The sequence below is a fragment of the Streptomyces sp. NPDC037126 genome (genome assembly GCF_055605965.1).
Genome location: NZ_JBVJTD010000008.1, coordinates 285,142 through 300,988 on the forward strand (window position 1 = coordinate 285,142; position 15,847 = coordinate 300,988).

The following is a 15,847-nucleotide window of genomic DNA, read 5'->3' on the forward strand; positions in this document are numbered from 1 at the left end:
GTTCGGGCCCGGGGGGCAGGTGTCAGTGCAGGGCCGGGTGGTCGGCGACGATCGTGCAGGAGCCCGGGGCGATCTCCGTGAAGCCGGCGTCGCGGACCAACGGCAGGTCGCTTTCGGTCAGTTCGGTCCACTCGGCGGGTGCGGCGGTGCGGACGGCGAGGGGGAAGCCGGCGTCGCGCCAGACGGTGCGCGCCTCGTCGGACAGCGCCCACCAGGCCAGCTGCGCGCCGTGCCCGGCCTGGGCCATGGTCTTGCCGGCCGACATCCGGAGGTCCGGGTTCAGCCACAGCACGGGCTCGGCGCGGTCGGCTTCGACGGGCGGCTCGGGGTCGTCCAGCTCCGTGCCGGACACCTGGAGCTTCGCCAGGTCCTTGGGCCAGCCGTCCAGCGGGACCGGCGGGAAGACCCGCACCTGCGCGGACTTGCCGGTCACGGTGATCCCGGGCAGCGCCTCCGCGCGCCGCCACTCGGCGCCCCTGGCCCGCCGGACGACCTTGCGGATCCGCGCGTCCTCCCAGTTCCGCACGGCGTCGGCCCACTCGCCGTCGCCGTGCGCCCGGTCGTCGCCGAGCAGGACGAGGACGGCCCGGGCGGCCGTCTCCAGCGCGTCGGTACGGGCGGGCGGCGCGTCCCGCTCGATCCGCACGACGAGCGGCAGCACGAACTGGGGGGCCTCGTCGCGCGTGCTGCGCTCGGCCTGGAAGGGACTCTCACCGGGGGCTGGAACATGGCTCACGGCAACCCACCCTACGAACCCGCCGGACCGCCGCTCAACGTGCGGGTCCCGCGGACGCGATGTCGACGACCGGAGCGACGCGGCTGGGCACGCTGGGCCCGTGGCGATCGGCCGGGGGCGGAACGAGTGCGGTACCTCGATGTCGGCGACGACGCCTCGAAGGCCCGCGCCGCCTCCGGGGAGAGGGGCTGGGGCGGGGTCGCCGCGGGCTTCGGGCCAGTGGCGGCCGGGTTGCGGGCCGCTCCGAGGGCGCCCGGGGCCGTCTCGTCGACGAAGGACGGCCCCCGTGCACGGTGACCTGCGCCCGACCGCCGTGGGCCGCCGCTCGGCCTTCGCCGGGCGGCGGGCGTCGGCGATCGTGCAGTACGTCGTGTCGTCCTCGTCGCTCATGCTTCCAGCGCAGGACGCTCAGCGGTGTCCGCCGGTCTCGCCGATCAGCTGGGAGACCTTCACGAAGCGGTAGCCGCGCTTGCGCAGCTCCGGCACGACCGCGCGCACGACCCGCTCGGTGGTCGGGGCGGCGCTGCGGGTGCAGTGCATGATCACCACCGACCCGGGCTTCACCCCGTCCAGCACCTGCCGAGCCACCGCGTCGGCGTCCGTGGCGAAGGCGTCGCCGCTCACCACGTCCCACTGCACGGCGGTCATCCCGAGCCCGCCGAGCGTGCGCAGTGTCTGGCGGTCGTAGCAGCCGCCCGGGAAGCGGAAGTACGGCATCGTGTTGCGCAGGCCCGCCCTGCGGAAGGCGGCCTGTGCCCGTTCGACGTCCGAGCGCATCTTGTCGGCGGGGATCGTCGGCAGGCCGTAGCAGTCGGCGGTGAACGCGTAGTGGCTGTAGGAGTGGTTGGCGACCTCGAACTGCGGGTCGCTGCCGAGGCTCCGGGCCTCGACCGGGTACTGGTCGGCCCACCGGCCGGTCATGAAGATGGTCGCCGGCACCTTCAGCGTGCGCAGGATGCCGATGAGTTCGGGGTTGTCGAAGTGCTCGCCGGAGGCGGCGCGGGGCCCCTCGTCGGCGGTCATGTCGGCGTCGAAGGTGAACGCCACGGTCTTGCCCAGGGTGCGCGGGCCGTGTTCGAAGACCGGGGTGACACCGCCCGGGCCCGGCGCGAGCACGGGCGGACGCGAGGCGGACGGAGAGGCGGAGACGGAGGACCTATCCGGGCCCGGGCGGCTGGTGCCCGTGGAGCCCGCGGTCCCGCAGGCGGCGAGAGCCGCACCCAGGGCGCAGACGGCGGCGATTCGGCGTGCTAGTGGGATCACCGTATGAACGTAGGACTAATTGCACGGTTATATGTCGATATAGTTCGCGGCGTGGCGGTACGGTCACCCGCGCGGCGGGCGGGCCTCCCCGCTCACCCGGGCTCCCGCCGCTCCAGCGGACGCACCGCCGGACCCTGGAGCACCCGGCCGTCGACGTCGAACCGGGAGCCGTGACAGGGGCACTCCCAGGCCCGTTCGGCCCGGTTGAAGGCGACCAGGCAGCCCAGGTGGGTGCAGCGGGCCGAGACGGCGTGCAGTTCGCCCGCCTCGTCGCGGTGCACGGCCAGCCGCTCGCCGCCCGACCGGACCAGCGCGCCGTCGCCGAGCGCGAGGTCCTCCACCGAGGCCGGTTTCCGCAGCCGGTCGCCGACCAGGTGCCGGGCCACCTCCAGCTGCGTCCTCAGCAGCGACGGCGCCTCGCGCACCACCGACTTCAGCCGGCGCGGGTCGTACAGTTCCCGCCAGGCGCAGTCCCCGCCGGTGATCAGCGCGGTCAGCAGCAGCCCGGCCATGATGCCGCCGCTCAGGCCCCAGCCGCCGAAGCCGGTGGCCACGTAGGAGTGCCGGGCGCCCGGGTGCAGCGGGCCGACCATCGGCACGGTGTCGGTGGAGTCGTTGTCCTGCGTGGCCCAGGCGTGGTCCAGGGCCACCCCGGGGAAGTGCTGCTCGGCCCAGGCGGCGAGCCCGTCGAACCCGGCCTGCGGATCACCGGTACCGGGCGTGAAGTGCTCCCCGGTGACGACGAGCAGCCGCTGCCCGTCGTCACCGTACGGCGCGGTGCGCACCGAGCGGGTGTTCTCCTCGGGCGTGATGTACATGCCCCCGGGGTCCGGGCCACGGTTCAGCGGGCCGGCGACGACCAGTTCGCGCCGCGGGGACAGCCGGGGGAACAGCACGGCCCGGTCGAAGATCGGGTAGTGGGTGGCGACCACGACGTCCCGGGCGGTCACCGTGTGGCCCGACTCGGTCGTCAGCCGGCAGGGCTCGCCGCCCTCCTGCAGCCCGACGACGCGTGTCCCCTCGTACACCAGGCCGCCCCGCGCGAGGAGGTCGCCGGTGAGCGCCAGCAGGTACCTGACCGGGTGGAACTGCGCCTGCCCGGTGACCCGGACCGCGCCCGCCACCGGGAACGGCAGCCCGGTCTCCGTCGTGAACGAGGCGTCGAGCCCCGCCTCGCGGGCGGCCCGCGCCTCGGCCCGCACCTCGTCGGCGCGGCCGGGGTCCCGGACGTAGGTGTACGCGTCCCGGGTCTCCCACTCGCAGTCGATGCCGAGGCGGGCCACCAGCCGGGCCGCGTGCTCGATCGCCTCCGACTGGGAGCGGGCGTACAGCCGCGCGGCCTCGGGCCCGCGGGTGCGCCGCAGCCCGTCGTAGACCAGGGTGTGCTGGGCGGTCAGCTTGGCCGTGGTGCAGCCGGTGACCCCGGCCGCCACCCGGTCGGCCTCCAGCACCGCCACCCGCAGTCCCGCCCGGGTCAGCTCGTGGGCGGTGCTGAGCCCGGCGATGCCCGCGCCGACGACGGCCACGTCGACGTCGAGGTCCCCGTCGAGGGCCGGGTGGTGCGGCCGGGGGGCGGTCCGCAGCCAGTACGATTCGGTGACCTTCCGCTGTTCGCGCATGCCCGCCGGGTACCCCGGGCCGCCCGGCTCACGGCCGGCTCAGCAACTGCTCCCTGGCCCGGGCAGCGTCGAAGTCGCCCGCCGGGTAATGCGGGTCCAGCTCGCGCAGGTGCTCCAGCAGCAGCCGGCTGACCGCCCAGTTCCGGTACCACCTGTGGTCGGCCGGGACCAGGTACCAGGGAGCCTGCGGGGTGGAGCAGTGCTCCAGGGCCAGCTCGTAAGCCTCCTGGTAGTCGGGCCACAGGGCGCGCTCGGCGATGTCGCCGGGGTCGAACTTCCAGTGCTTGTCCGGGCGGTCGAGACGGCGCAGCAGACGGCGCTTCTGCTCCTCGTACGAGATGTGCAGGAAGCACTTGACCACGGTCACGCCGTCCTCGGTGAGGGAGCGCTCGAAGTCGTCGATCAGGCCGTAGCGGCTGCCGACGGTGGAGGCCGGGACGAGGTGCCGGACGCGGGCGATCAGCACGTCCTCGTAGTGCGAGCGGTCGAAGATGCCGATCTCGCCGGGCTCCGGCAGGGCCCGCCGTACGCGCCACAGGAAGTCGTGCCGCAGCTCCTCCTCGGTGGGCGCCTTGAACGAGTGGATGCGGCAGCCGGACGGGTTGAAGTGGCCGATCACGTGCTTGACCGTGCCGCCCTTGCCGCTGGTGTCCATGCCCTGGAGCACCAGCAGCAGCCGCCGCCGGTCGCCCGCGGTGCCCGCCGCCCACAGCCGTTCCTGGAGCCGGGCCAGCCGCTTGGTCATCCGGTCGGTGTCCGCGAGCCCGGCCTTCTTGCCGCCGGGCGCTCCCGGGGTGGCCCCCGGGTCGTGCGCCGTCAGCTCGACGCCCTCGCCCGGCGGGAGACGCAGCAGTTCCCGCAGCTCCTTGTCGTTCTTGCCCACGGCCACCCCTTCCACGGAATCCTTCGATGGTGCGTCCGGTGATCCGGTACCCGCCGGCGGAGCTTCCACCGGGGCGGCGTCCGGCGCCTCAGCGGCCGTAGCGGCCGGTCAGGGTGCCGGTGGCGAGGGTGTGCCCGGACAGGGCCCGCAGGAGGCCGGCGGGGCCGGCGCCGGCGCCGAGGCGGGGGCTCCGGTCGGTGGCGTAGAGGGTGAGGACGTAGCGGTGCGGGCGGTCGCCGTGCGGTGGGCAGGGGCCGCCGTAGCCGGTCCTCCCGAAGTCGTTGCGGCCCTCGGTCGCCCCCGGCGGACGCTCCCCGGCGGACAGACCGCCGGTGCGGGGACCGAGGTCCCACACCAGCCAGTGCGTGAACGTGCCGTGCGGGGCGTCGAGGTCCCGCAGGAGCAGGGCCAGGGACGCCGTGCGCGCGGGCACGCCCAAGAAGGCGAGCGGCGGCGAGACGTTCTCGCCGTCGCAGGTGTAGCGGCGCGGTACGGTCCCGCCGTCGGCGTAGGCCGGGCTGGTCACCGTGATCCGGTGGGCCGCGGTGGGGGAGGGGGCGCCGTCGCCGTGGCCCCGCGCGTCCCCGCACCCCGCGACGGCGGCCAGCGCGGCCACCAAGGCCGCCGAGGTCTTGCGCATGCCCGCACGCTAGCCCGGCCACGCCCCTCCGTCGCCGCCCGGCACGCCGCCCAGAAGAAGACGGTCGTCGGTCACGCGTCGGCCGCCCGGTCCGGGGGTGTGGTCCTCGGGCACGGGTCGACCGTCCCGTCCGGGGGCCCTCGGTCGCGGGTCGGCCGCCTCTTCCAGGGGTGTGGTGGTCGGTCGCGGGTCGGTCGTCTCGTCCGATGCTGTGGCCCTCGGTCGCGGGTCCGCCGTCCCGTCCGGGGGGTGTGGTCCTCGGTCACCATCGGCCGTGCGGCTCTGGGGGCGAGGTCAGCGTTCGGCCGACCTGCCCGGGAGCCCCGGCCCGGGCGTGGGCTGTGGTCCTCGGCCGGCGTTCGGCGGGCCCGCCGAACGCCGGCCTCCGTCAGTGTTCGGTGTGCTGCTCCGGGCGGGGTGCTCCGGCGCCGTTCGGGGCGGCGGCCTTGTGGCTCACTCCGGGGAGCGTGGCGGCGCCGGGCCCGCTGTTCGGCGGGCTCTGCTGCTCCCCGCCGGGCGCGCTCCGCTGCAGGCCCGCCGCGGGCAGCGCGGCGGCGGTCTCGTCGGCGTTCGGGGTGTTCTGCTGCTGGCCCCTTTCGAGGAAGTGCAGCAGTTCCACCGGGATCGGCAGGACCAGCGTGGAGTTCTTCTCGGCCGCCACCGCCATCACCGTCTGGAGCAGGCGCAGCTGGAGCGCGGCCGGGGTGCCGGACATCTGCTGGGCGGCCTCGGCGAGCTTCTTGGACGCCTGCAGCTCGGCGTCGGCGTTGATGATCCGCGCCCGGCGCTCACGGTCCGCCTCGGCCTGGCGGGCCATGGACCGCTTCATCGTGTCGGGCAGCGAGACGTCCTTGATCTCGACCCGGTCGACCTGGATGCCCCAGCCCACGGCCGGGCTGTCGATCATCAGCTCCAGACCCTGGTTCAGCTTCTCGCGGTTGGAGAGCAGATCGTCCAGGTCGCTCTTGCCGATGATCGACCGCAGCGAGGTCTGGGCCATCTGCGAGACGGCGAACCGGTAGTCCTCGACCTTCACCAGCGCGCTCGCCGCGTCGACCACCCGGAAGTAGACGACCGCGTCCACGCGGACGGTGACGTTGTCGCGGGTGATGCCCTCCTGGGCGGGGATCGGCAGCGTCACGATCTGCATGTTGATCTTCTGCAGCCGGTCCACGAAGGGGATGATCAGCGTGAAACCCGGCGCCCGTACGTCACCGGCGAGCCGTCCGAGCCGGAACAGCACACCCCGTTCGTACTGCTTGACCACCCGGGCCGCCATCCCCAGGTACACGATTCCGGCGCAGCCCACTCCGACGAGCGCCCCCGCCAGTTCCTGGACCATGATGACCTCCTCGCACAGAGGTCTGTTTCGTCTGTTGATGCAACGATATGCCACTTCTCGGCCGACCGGGCCGGACGGGTGGGCTTCCCGGCCGGCCGAGCCGGGCTCGTCCCGCCGGGAGGCCGGTCACCGTGCGGTCACAGGGACTCGAAGGTGTCGGTCTCCGGCCGGTGCGCCCGTACGGCACCGGTGTGCACCTCGTAGTACCAGGCGTGCAGACCGAGCCGGCCCTGCGCCAGCCGCCGTTCGACGCACGGGTACGAGCGCAGCCGCAGCAGCTGGGTCAGTACATGGGCCTGCACGCCCTCGGCGACCTCGGGGTCCTCGGCCGCGCCGGACGGGCGCGGGGTCGCGTGGGCCAGCCAGTCGCGCACGGCGGGTACGGCGGTCAGGTCGTCGCCGCGCACCAGCGCGCCGACGGCGCCGCAGTGCGAGTGGCCGCAGACGACGATGTCGCGGACGCCGAGCACCTCCACGGCGTACTCGATGGTGGCCGCCTCGCCGGTGGGGTGCGCGCAGGCGTGGGGCGGGACGATGTTGCCCGCGGTGCGCAGTTCGAACAGCTCACCGGGTCGGGCGCCCGTGATCAGGGCCGGGACGACCCGGGAGTCGGAGCAGGTGATGAACAGGACCTGCGGGGACTGGCCTTCGGCGAGCCCGGCGAACTCCTCGGGGCGCTGTCCGAAGGTGCGGGCGTTGTCGATGAGGGGCTGCATGCGCGTGGTTCCTCTCCCGGACCAAGCGATGGTCAATGGCTGGTCAAGGAAGAGGTTAGCCCCCGCGCGGCCCTCCGCGGGGTCAACACCGCGAGCATGCACGGGAAGGGGTGGGGGAGGCGGGGCGCACGGCCCCGGCTAGGCGCCCTGGACGAGTCCCTTCGCGTCCCGGGCCAGCGCGGTGAGCCGGGATATCGCACGGAAGTACTTCTTGCGGTAGCCGCCGTTCAGCATCTCCTCGCTGAACAGCCTGTCGAAGGGCAGGCCCGAGGCCAGCACCGGGACCTCGCGGTCGTAGAGCCGGTCCGCGAGCACCACCAGGCGCAGCGCCGTCGACTGGTCCGGAACCGGCTGCACGCCGGTGAGGCACACCGCCCGCAGCCCGTCGGTCAGCGCGCCGTACCGGCTCGGGTGCACCTTGGCCAGGTGGTCCAGCAGGTGGGGGAAGTCGTCCAGCGAGGCGCCCTCGGTGGCGTACGCCGCCTTCGTCACCTCTTCGTCGGTGAACGGCGCCGGTGCCTCGGGCAGGCCGCGGTGGCGGTAGTCCTCGCCGTCGATGCGCAGGGCGCGGAAGTGGGCGGACAGGCCCTGGATCTCGCGCAGGAAGTCGGCCGCGGCGAACCGGCCCTCGCCCAGCTTGCCGGGCAGCGTGTTGGAAGTGGCGGCGAGTGCCACGCCGGCCTCGACCAGCTTGCCGAGCAGCGTCGAGACGAGCACCGTGTCGCCCGGGTCGTCCAGCTCGAACTCGTCGATGCACAGCAGGCTGTGCCCGGACAGGGTCTGCACGGTCTGCTGGAAGCCGAGGGCGCCGACCAGGTTGGTCAGCTCCACGAAGGTGCCGAACGCCTTGCGGGAGGGCTCGGCGGGGGTGGCGTGCCACAGGGAGGCGAGCAGATGGGTCTTGCCGACGCCGTAGCCGCCGTCCAGGTACACCCCGCGGGGGCCCGCCGGGGCCTTGGGCGCCCTGGCCTTGCCGAACCCGAAGAAGCCGCGCCTGCCGGCGCCGGAGGCGTGCGCCCCGCCGAGTCCGGCCGCGAAGCCCTCCAGGACCCGCACGGCCTCGGTCTGGCTGGGCTGGTTCGGGTCCGGTATGTACGTCGAGAAGCGGACCGAGTCGAAGCGTGGAGGCGGCACCATCTCGGCGACGAGCCGGTCGGCGGGGACGCGCGGCTCGCGGGCGCACAGGGAGACGGGGCCCGCTTCGGTCAGGGGGCCGGATCCGGGGGCGGTGGTGGAGGACGACACGGTTATCCATGCTAAGCGCCGTGTCACACTGCACGACATGCGACGCCTGTTCCCTGTGACCGACGAAACAGCAGCCCAGGCCTCCGGGGGGAGCGGAGGTACCGGTGGTGCCCTCGGTGCCGGAGGGGCCCGGAAGGACGGCCGGGCGGGCGGCGCGGCCGCCGTCGACCGCGAATGGAGCCTCGCCGAGCTGGGCGCCGCCTACGCCTACCCCGAGCCCACCGCGGGCGCCCCGCGGACCTGGCTGCGGGCCAACATGGTCTCCTCCCTCGACGGGGCCGCCCAGCACGAGGGGCACTCCCAGCCCATCTCCAGCGCCGCCGACATGCGGATCTTCGGCACCCTGCGGGCCCTCGCGGACGTGGTCGTCGTGGGCGCCGAGACGGTACGGCAGGAGGGGTACCGGCCCGCCCGCGCGCGTGCCGAGTTCGCCGAGGCCCGGGCGGCCGCCGGACAGGGGCCCGCGCCGGCCGTCGCGGTCGTCACCGCGAGCCTGGACCTGGACTTCTCGCTCCCGCTGTTCACCTCGCCCCTGGTGCCCACGCTGGTGCTGACCGGAGCCGCCGCCGCGCCCGACCGTGTCGCCGCCGCCGAGAAGGCCGGGGCCCGGGTGGTCGTCGCCGGGGAGGGCATGGGCGTGGACCCGGAGCGCGCGGTGCGCGCCCTCGCCGGCCTCGGCCACACCCGGCTGCTCACCGAGGGCGGGCCCCGGCTGCTCGGCCAGCTGATCGCCGCGCAGGTGCTGGACGAGCTGTGCCTGACCGTCTCGCCTACCCTCACAGCGGGGGACGCGCAGCGCATCGCCGGGGGCCCGTCGGTCTCCGTCCCGAGCCGGTTCGCGCTGGTGTCCCTGCTGGAGGACGACGGATTTCTGTTCGGTCGTTACCGCCGCTCCTGAAATCGGCGGAATATGCCGTTCCGGTTTGTTTCGGCCGGGCAGACTTAGTCGGGCAGTACCCGTGCGATCACGGGGAAGGATGGTTTCGGCAGGGGCCTTGCCAGGGCCCACGGAGGAGAAGAGGCGTCTGGTGTTCACAAGCGTTCTGATGATCGAGAAGGCCCTGACGTCCGCCGACGTGGAGTTCGTCACCACCTTGCACGGGGACGAGCCGGTCGCCTTCCACGTGCTGCTCCAGCCGCGCGGAGACCAGGCGGACCGCCTGCTGCGGGCCATCGACGACGTCGCGCTTGGCGAACTCGACGAGGCGGTGCGCGAGAACGAGACCCCCGAGGGCGACGACGCCAGGAGCGTCGGGCAGCAGGCGCTGGACGTGTCCCTGCAGGCGTTGCGCGCCGCGGGCAGCCGGGCCGAGGGGCGGCTGGTCGAGGAACATCCGCTGGACGCGCTGAAGGGGCTCGTCGCCGAGGTGTCCGCCGACGAGGTGATCGTGCTGACCGATCCGCACTACGTGGAGGAGTTCTTCCACCGCGACTGGGCGTCCCGGGCCCGGCACAAGGTGGGCGTGCCCGTGCTCAAGCTGTTCTCGCACAGCAAGGCGTGAACCCTCCGCCGGGCCGGTGCCCCTCGCCGCGAGGGGCCCGGTGCCCGAGCGCATAGGCTAGGCCTGCTTCCGCTCGTACCGTCTCTGGGGAGAACCACATGGCACCCGGCCTTCCTGCCGCCATGGACCGACCGCACTTCATCGGCATCGGCGGCGCCGGGATGTCGGGCATCGCCAAGATCCTCGCCCAGCGCGGGGCGAAGGTGGCCGGGAGCGACGCCAAGGACTCGGCGACCGCCGAGGCGCTGCGGGCGCTCGGTGTCACCGTGCACATCGGGCACGCCACGGAGCACCTCGCCGACGACGCCAGCTGTGTCGTCGTCTCCTCGGCGATCCGCCAGGACAACCCCGAGCTGGCCCGCGCCGCCGAGCTGGGGATTCCCGTCGTGCACCGGTCGGACGCACTGGCCGCGCTGATGACGGGGCTGCGCCCGATCGCCGTGGCCGGCACCCACGGCAAGACCACCACCACCTCCATGCTGGCGGTCTCCCTCGGCGAACTGGGCCTGAAGCCCTCGTACGCCATCGGCGGCGACCTGGACGCGCCCGGCTCCAACGCGCTGCACGGCGAGGGCGACATCTTCGTCGCCGAGGCCGACGAGTCGGACCGCAGCTTCCACACGTACGCGCCCGAGGTCGCCATCGTCCTCAACGTCGAGCTGGACCACCACGCGAACTACGCCTCGATGGACGAGATCTACGAGTCCTTCGAGATCTTCGCCCGGAAGATCGTGCCCGGCGGCACCCTGGTGATCTCCGCCGACCACGAGGGCGCGCGCGAACTCACCCGGCGCCTCGCCGGATCCGTGCGGACGGTGACGTACGGCGAGGCACCGGACGCCGACGTACGGGTGCCCTCCATCGTGCCGCAGGGGCTGAAGAGCCTGGTCACCGCGGTGATCGACGGCGAGGAGCTGACCTTCGCGGTCTCCGTGCCCGGCCGCCACTACGCCCTCAACGCCGTCGCCGCGCTCACCGCCGGGGCCGCCCTCGGCGTCCCGGCGGCGGAGCTGGCGCCCGCGATCGCCGCGTACACCGGGGTCAAGCGGCGCCTGCAGCTCAAGGGCGAGGCCGCCGGCGTGCAGGTGATCGACTCCTACGCCCACCACCCCACCGAGATGACCGCCGACCTGGAGGCCATGCGGGCCGCCGCCGGCGATGCCCGCATCCTCGTCGCCTTCCAGCCGCACCTGTTCTCCCGCACCCAGGAGCTGGGCGAGGAGATGGGCGCGGCGCTGGCCCTCGCCGACGCCTCGGTGGTCCTGGACATCTACCCGGCCCGCGAGGACCCGATCCCGGGCGTGACCAGCGAGCTGATCATCGAGGCCGCGCGGACCGCCGGCGCCGACGTCGCCGCCGCACACGACAAGGCGGCGATCCCGGCCGTGATCGCGGGAATGGCGAAGCCCGGTGATCTCGTTCTCACCATGGGCGCGGGTGACGTGACGGACCTGGGCCCGCTGATCCTGGACCGCCTGTCGCAGTAAGGGGCTGAGGCTCATGTCGTACGACGTCGAGAAGCCGGACGAGGAGTGGCGCGCGGAGCTGACGCCGGCCGAGTACGCCGTGCTGCGCCAGGCGGGCACCGAGCCCGCGTTCACCGGTGAGTACACCGACACCAAGACCGTCGGTGTCTATTCCTGCCGCGCTTGTGGTGCCGAACTGTTCACATCCGGAACGAAGTTCGCCTCGCACTGCGGCTGGCCGTCCTTCTATGATCCGAAGGACACCGACGCCGTGGAACTGGTGGAGGACCGCTCCCACGGGATGGTGCGGACCGAGGTCCGGTGTGCCCGCTGCGGCTCACACCTCGGTCATGTGTTCGAGGGTGAGGGGTATTCGACCCCCACCGACCAGCGGTACTGCATCAACTCCATCTCCCTGCGGCTGACGCCCGCCGAGGACTGAGGGGGCGGCCCGAGGGCCCCCGCGGCCCCCGCGTGGGGCCGCGTGGGGCCGCGGGGGCCGGTGGGACTGGTGCCCGGCTCGCTCCGGTTTGAGATTCTGTGAGGGTGTTGGGTGTGGCGCGCTGGATCCAGTCCCGTCGCAGACCCGTCCCCGTCGACGGCGGCCTGCGTGCGGACCGCGGTCCCGGCGAGGCCGGGGACGCGGCCGCGGGGCTGCCCGGCCTGCGTGACGCCCTGGCCGGGATAGGCACCACGCTGGAGGAGACCACCACCTGCGCCGAGCTGACCCGGGCCGCCGTGGGTCTGGCCGGGGGAGCGGCCGCCGTGCTGCGCCGCACCGGGGAGGCCGTGACCGGGTACGAGGCGATCACCGGGGAGCCCGCCGTGCTGCCCGACGCCCGCTGGGCCACCGCCGTGGCCCGCGAGGTGAGCGTGCCGGCCGTCGGCACCGTCACGGAGCCCTGGCTGGAGCACGTGAGCGGTGCCCGCCCCGCCCTCTGCGTGCCGCTGACCAGCGGGGAGGACGTGTACGGCGTCCTCGTGTGGGCGCGTGCGGCCGGTCGCTCCACCCGCCCGGAGGCCGAACTGCTCGCCCTGCTCGCCGAGCGGGCCGCCTCCCACATCCGGCACGCCCGCTCCTACGAGCTCGTCAGCCGCACCGCGGGCGACCTGCAGCGCGCGCTGCTGTCCGAGCCCGGCCGCCCGCACCCCAACCTGGACGTCGCCATCCGCTACCTCCCGGTCGGCGGCGGCGTGCTGGTCGGCGGCGACTGGTGCGAGACCGTCCGGCTGCACTTCGGGCGGACCCTGCTGGTCGTCGGCGACGTCATGGGCCACGGCCTGGAGGCGGCCGTGGACATGAGCGCCTACCGGTCCTCCCTGCGCTACATCGCCGCCGCCGACCTGCCCCCGCACCGGGTGCTGCGGCAGATGGACGAGATCGCCTCCGGGGAGGCGGACCGCCGGCCCGCCACCTGCCTGCTGGCCCGCGTCGACCCCGGCCGGGGCCAGGTCACCCTGGCCAGCGCCGGTCATCTGCCGCCCGCGCTCATCGGCTCGGACGGTGCGACCACGGTGCTGCCCGTACCCGTCGGACCGCCGCTCGGCACCGGCTTCGGCGGTTACGAGTCCGCCACCCACACCCTGGAACAGGGCCAGACCCTGGTGCTGTTCACCGACGGACTCGTGGAGCACCGCGAGGAGGACATCGACCGTTCCCTCGCCCGGCTCTCCGCGCTCCACTTCACCCGCGGCTCCGGGCTCGACGACGTCGTGGAGAGCATCCTCGGGCGGCTCGACGCCCACCACGCGGAGGACGACGTCGCCGTCCTCGCGGCCCGCCCGCACCTGCGCCAGGGAGCCTTCCAGGACCCGGCGACCGGCTGAGCCGCCCGCCGCCCCGCGCATCGGACACGGTGAAGCCGCACGTCTTCCGCCAAGGTGCCGAAACACTCGCGGTCTAGACTCTCCCCGCAACGGCCGGCGCAAGGGAGCCCGGCCGAGAGCGGGCCGACATCTGGCAAACCCGAAGGGTATTCGGCGTTTTGATACGGATAGACTCAGTAACCAAGCGGTACCCGGACGGCACGGTCGCGGTCGACCGGCTGTCGCTGGACATACCGGACCGCGCGATCACGGTCCTCGTCGGGCCCTCCGGCTGCGGCAAGACGACGACCCTGCGGATGATCAACCGGATGGTGGAACCCAGCGAGGGCAGCATCCTCCTGGACGGCACGGACATCCGGCAGCAGCCCGTCAACACCCTGCGCCGCTCCATGGGTTACGTCATCCAGAACGCCGGCCTCTTCCAGCACCGCACCATCCTCGACAACATCGCCACCGTGCCCCGCCTGCTCGGCTGGAGCAAGCAGAAGGCGCGCGAGCGGGCCGCGGAGCTGATGGAACGGGTCGGGCTGGACACGACGCTGGCCAAGCGCTACCCGTACCAGCTCTCCGGCGGCCAGCAGCAGCGCGTCGGCGTGGCCCGCGCGCTCGCCGCCGACCCGCCGGTGCTGCTGATGGACGAGCCGTTCTCCGCCGTCGACCCCGTGGTGCGCAAGGGACTGCAGGACGAACTGCTCCGAATACAGGACGAGTTGGGCAAGACCATCGTCTTCGTCACGCACGACATCGACGAGGCGATCAAGCTGGGCACGATGGTCGCCGTGCTGCGCACCGGCGGCCGGCTCGCCCAGTTCGCGCCGCCCGCCGAGCTGCTCAGCGCGCCCGCCGACGCCTTCGTGGAGGACTTCCTCGGCGCCGACCGGGGCATCCGACGGCTGTCCTTCTTCCCGTCCACGGAACTCCCGTTGCAGACCGCCCCGGTCGTCCCGGTCGACGCGGAGGCCGGGCAACTCGTCCCCGGGGCCGAGGCCCCATACCTCCTCGTCACCGACGCCGACGGCAGGCCGCTCGGCTGGGGCGAGCCGGACCGCCTCACCGCCGGTGCGATCGAGGCGGACCAACTGCTGCCCTTCGGGCGGCCGTTCGTGCCCGGCACCGACTCGCTGCGCACCGCGCTCGACGGCGCCGTGCTCTCACCGACCGGCTGGGCCGTCGCGGTCGACGGCGAGGGACGCGCCGTCGGCGTCGTCTCCCAGCAGGTCATCGGCGAGGCCATCCGCGCCGCCCACAGCAGGGTGGCCGAGGACGCCGGCGTGAAGGCCGCGCGATGAACGGCTTCTTCGACCTGCCGAGCGACCTCCAGCACAGCTACCTCGGCCTCGTCGGGCTGCACCTGCGCGAGGCCCTGCTGCCGGTGCTGGCCGGACTGGTCGTGTCGCTGCCCGTCGCCCAGCTGTGCGTGCGGTTCCGCTGGATCTACCCGCCCGTCCTCGGCCTCACCACCGTGCTCTACGCCGTGCCGTCGCTCGCCTTCTTCGTCGTGCTCATCGACTACACCGGCCAGAGCGAGACGACCGTGATGATCCCCCTGGCCGTGTACAGCCTGGTGGTGCTGGTCCCGGCGATCGTGGACGGGGTCCGCTCGGTCCCGCAGGAGACCCTGGCGGCCGCCCAGGCCATGGGCTTCGGACCGGTGCGCCGCTACCTCCAGGTCCAGCTCCCCATCGCCGTACCCGCGATCATCGCGGGCCTGCGGGTGGCGACCGTGTCCAGCATCTCCCTGGTCAGCGTCGGCATGCTCATCGGCAACCAGGGCGCCCTCGGCAACATGCTCTACGACGCGAACACCTACCACCGGCCCGCCCTCGCCGTGAACTCGGTGCTGACCACCGCGGTGCTCGGCATCCTCGCCGACGCCCTGCTGGTCCTCGTCCGCCTCCTCCTCACCCCCTGGATGCCGAGGAAGGGTGCCACCCGGTGAACGTACTGAACTTCGTGCACGCCTTCTTCAGCGACGGCTCCCACTGGCACGGCTACGACGGCATCCCCACCCGGCTGTCCGAGCACATCAGGTACTCGCTGGAAGCCCTCGCGTACGCCACCGTGATCGGACTGCCCGTCGGGCTGGTCACCGGGCACTTCGGCCGGGGCGGCAACGCGCTGGCGCTCATCGCCACCGCCGGACGGGCACTGCCCAGCTTCGGCCTGCTGGTGCTGATGTTCATCTGGATCGGCTTCGGTCTGCTGCCGGTGATGATCCCGCTGGTCGTGCTCGCCGTACCGCCGATCCTGGTCACCACCTACGAGGCCGTCCGCTCCGTCGACCCGTCCCCGGTGGACGCCGCCCGGGGCATGGGGATGTCCGAGGCGCGCGTCCTGCTCCAGGTGGAGGTGCCGGTCGCGCTCCCGCTGATCCTGAGCGGTCTGCGCACGGCGGCCATCCAGATCGTCTCCACGGCCACCATCGCCGCGTACGTCAGCCTCGGCGGTCTGGGCCGCTACATCATCGACGGCCTCTACCAGCGCAACTACGAGAAGGTCGTGGGTGGAGCGGTCCTCGTCGCGGGCCTCGCCCTGGCGACGCTCGCGGTCTTCTGGGCCGTCTTCCGGCTCGCGGTCTCGCCCGGTGTACGCAGGAGCAGCTGACGAT

At 73.4% G+C, this 15,847-nt stretch carries 16 protein-coding genes; 8 read left to right on the forward strand and 8 right to left on the reverse strand.

Translation table 11 applies throughout. From position 1 onward, the window contains the following. Positions 1-22 precede the first annotated feature (22 nt). From ACZ7FF_RS20320 to zapE, 8 genes are all read right to left on the reverse strand, one after another. Positions 23-736, reverse strand: coding sequence for a peptidyl-tRNA hydrolase (locus tag ACZ7FF_RS20320; protein ID WP_470813616.1), 714 nt, complete (start codon positions 734-736; stop codon positions 23-25). Positions 737-1,144: 408 nt separating this feature from the next. After that, a complete protein-coding gene (locus tag ACZ7FF_RS20325) occupies positions 1,145-1,999 on the reverse strand; it encodes a polysaccharide deacetylase family protein (protein WP_470813617.1) in 855 nt (284 codons plus the stop codon). 92 nt (positions 2,000-2,091) lie between these two features. Further along, a complete protein-coding gene (locus ACZ7FF_RS20330) occupies positions 2,092-3,618 on the reverse strand; it encodes an FAD-dependent oxidoreductase (RefSeq protein WP_470813618.1) in 1,527 nt (508 codons plus the stop codon). Between the two features lie 28 nt (positions 3,619-3,646). Next, positions 3,647-4,501, reverse strand: coding sequence for a PPK2 family polyphosphate kinase (locus ACZ7FF_RS20335; RefSeq protein ID WP_470813619.1), 855 nt, complete (start codon positions 4,499-4,501; stop codon positions 3,647-3,649). 88 nt (positions 4,502-4,589) lie between these two features. Beyond that, a complete protein-coding gene (locus ACZ7FF_RS20340) occupies positions 4,590-5,141 on the reverse strand; it encodes a YbhB/YbcL family Raf kinase inhibitor-like protein (protein ID WP_470813620.1) in 552 nt (183 codons plus the stop codon). Positions 5,142-5,529: 388 nt separating this feature from the next. Further along, on the reverse strand, positions 5,530-6,483 hold the full coding sequence (locus ACZ7FF_RS20345; RefSeq protein WP_470813621.1) for a slipin family protein: 954 nt from the start codon (positions 6,481-6,483) through the stop codon (positions 5,530-5,532). A gap of 137 nt (positions 6,484-6,620) precedes the next feature. Continuing rightward, a complete protein-coding gene (locus ACZ7FF_RS20350) occupies positions 6,621-7,199 on the reverse strand; it encodes a carbonic anhydrase (RefSeq protein ID WP_470813622.1) in 579 nt (192 codons plus the stop codon). A gap of 138 nt (positions 7,200-7,337) precedes the next feature. Beyond that, positions 7,338-8,444, reverse strand: coding sequence for a cell division protein ZapE (gene zapE, locus ACZ7FF_RS20355; protein ID WP_470813623.1), 1,107 nt, complete (start codon positions 8,442-8,444; stop codon positions 7,338-7,340). 37 nt (positions 8,445-8,481) lie between these two features. Here zapE and ACZ7FF_RS20360 point away from each other — a divergent pair, with 37 nt between their 5' ends. The 8 genes from ACZ7FF_RS20360 (at position 8,482) to ACZ7FF_RS20395 (ending at position 15,843) form a co-directional block, all read left to right on the forward strand. Next, positions 8,482-9,342 carry a pyrimidine reductase family protein gene (locus tag ACZ7FF_RS20360; protein ID WP_470813624.1) on the forward strand — a complete coding sequence of 287 codons (861 nt, stop codon included), beginning with the start codon at positions 8,482-8,484 and terminating at the stop codon, positions 9,340-9,342. 130 nt (positions 9,343-9,472) lie between these two features. Beyond that, positions 9,473-9,946, forward strand: coding sequence for an indole-3-glycerol phosphate synthase (locus ACZ7FF_RS20365; protein WP_470813625.1), 474 nt, complete (start codon positions 9,473-9,475; stop codon positions 9,944-9,946). A 98-nt stretch (positions 9,947-10,044) separates the two neighbouring features. Continuing rightward, positions 10,045-11,433 (forward strand): UDP-N-acetylmuramate--L-alanine ligase, encoded by a 1,389-nt coding sequence (gene murC / locus ACZ7FF_RS20370; protein ID WP_470813626.1) that lies wholly within the window; start codon positions 10,045-10,047, stop codon positions 11,431-11,433. Positions 11,434-11,446: 13 nt separating this feature from the next. Next, entirely contained in the window at positions 11,447-11,854 is a 408-nt protein-coding gene (gene msrB, locus ACZ7FF_RS20375; protein ID WP_470813627.1) for a peptide-methionine (R)-S-oxide reductase MsrB, read from the forward strand. Positions 11,855-11,967: 113 nt separating this feature from the next. Next, positions 11,968-13,239 (forward strand): PP2C family protein-serine/threonine phosphatase, encoded by a 1,272-nt coding sequence (locus ACZ7FF_RS20380; protein WP_470813628.1) that lies wholly within the window; start codon positions 11,968-11,970, stop codon positions 13,237-13,239. 158 nt (positions 13,240-13,397) lie between these two features. Beyond that, a complete protein-coding gene (locus tag ACZ7FF_RS20385) occupies positions 13,398-14,528 on the forward strand; it encodes an ABC transporter ATP-binding protein (protein WP_470813629.1) in 1,131 nt (376 codons plus the stop codon). Continuing rightward, positions 14,525-15,178 (forward strand): ABC transporter permease, encoded by a 654-nt coding sequence (locus tag ACZ7FF_RS20390; RefSeq protein ID WP_470813630.1) that lies wholly within the window; start codon positions 14,525-14,527, stop codon positions 15,176-15,178. The genes ACZ7FF_RS20385 and ACZ7FF_RS20390 overlap by 4 nt, the downstream gene beginning before the upstream one ends. After that, positions 15,175-15,843: an ABC transporter permease gene (locus tag ACZ7FF_RS20395; protein WP_470813631.1), complete on the forward strand. Its 669-nt coding sequence runs from the start codon at positions 15,175-15,177 to the stop codon at positions 15,841-15,843. Before ACZ7FF_RS20390 ends, ACZ7FF_RS20395 begins: the two co-directional genes overlap by 4 nt. Positions 15,844-15,847 lie beyond the last annotated feature (4 nt).

Coding starts and splice junctions, on each gene's coding strand:
- ACZ7FF_RS20345 (WP_470813621.1), bottom strand. CDS start 6,483: ATGGTCCAGGAACTGGCGGGGGCGCTCGTCGGAGTGGGCTGCGCCGGA.
- ACZ7FF_RS20350 (WP_470813622.1), bottom strand. CDS start 7,199: ATGCAGCCCCTCATCGACAACGCCCGCACCTTCGGACAGCGCCCCGAG.
- ACZ7FF_RS20390 (WP_470813630.1), top strand. CDS start 14,525: ATGAACGGCTTCTTCGACCTGCCGAGCGACCTCCAGCACAGCTACCTC.
- ACZ7FF_RS20330 (WP_470813618.1), bottom strand. CDS start 3,618: ATGCGCGAACAGCGGAAGGTCACCGAATCGTACTGGCTGCGGACCGCC.
- ACZ7FF_RS20360 (WP_470813624.1), top strand. CDS start 8,482: ATGCGACGCCTGTTCCCTGTGACCGACGAAACAGCAGCCCAGGCCTCC.
- murC (WP_470813626.1), top strand. CDS start 10,045: ATGGCACCCGGCCTTCCTGCCGCCATGGACCGACCGCACTTCATCGGC.
- ACZ7FF_RS20340 (WP_470813620.1), bottom strand. CDS start 5,141: ATGCGCAAGACCTCGGCGGCCTTGGTGGCCGCGCTGGCCGCCGTCGCG.
- msrB (WP_470813627.1), top strand. CDS start 11,447: ATGTCGTACGACGTCGAGAAGCCGGACGAGGAGTGGCGCGCGGAGCTG.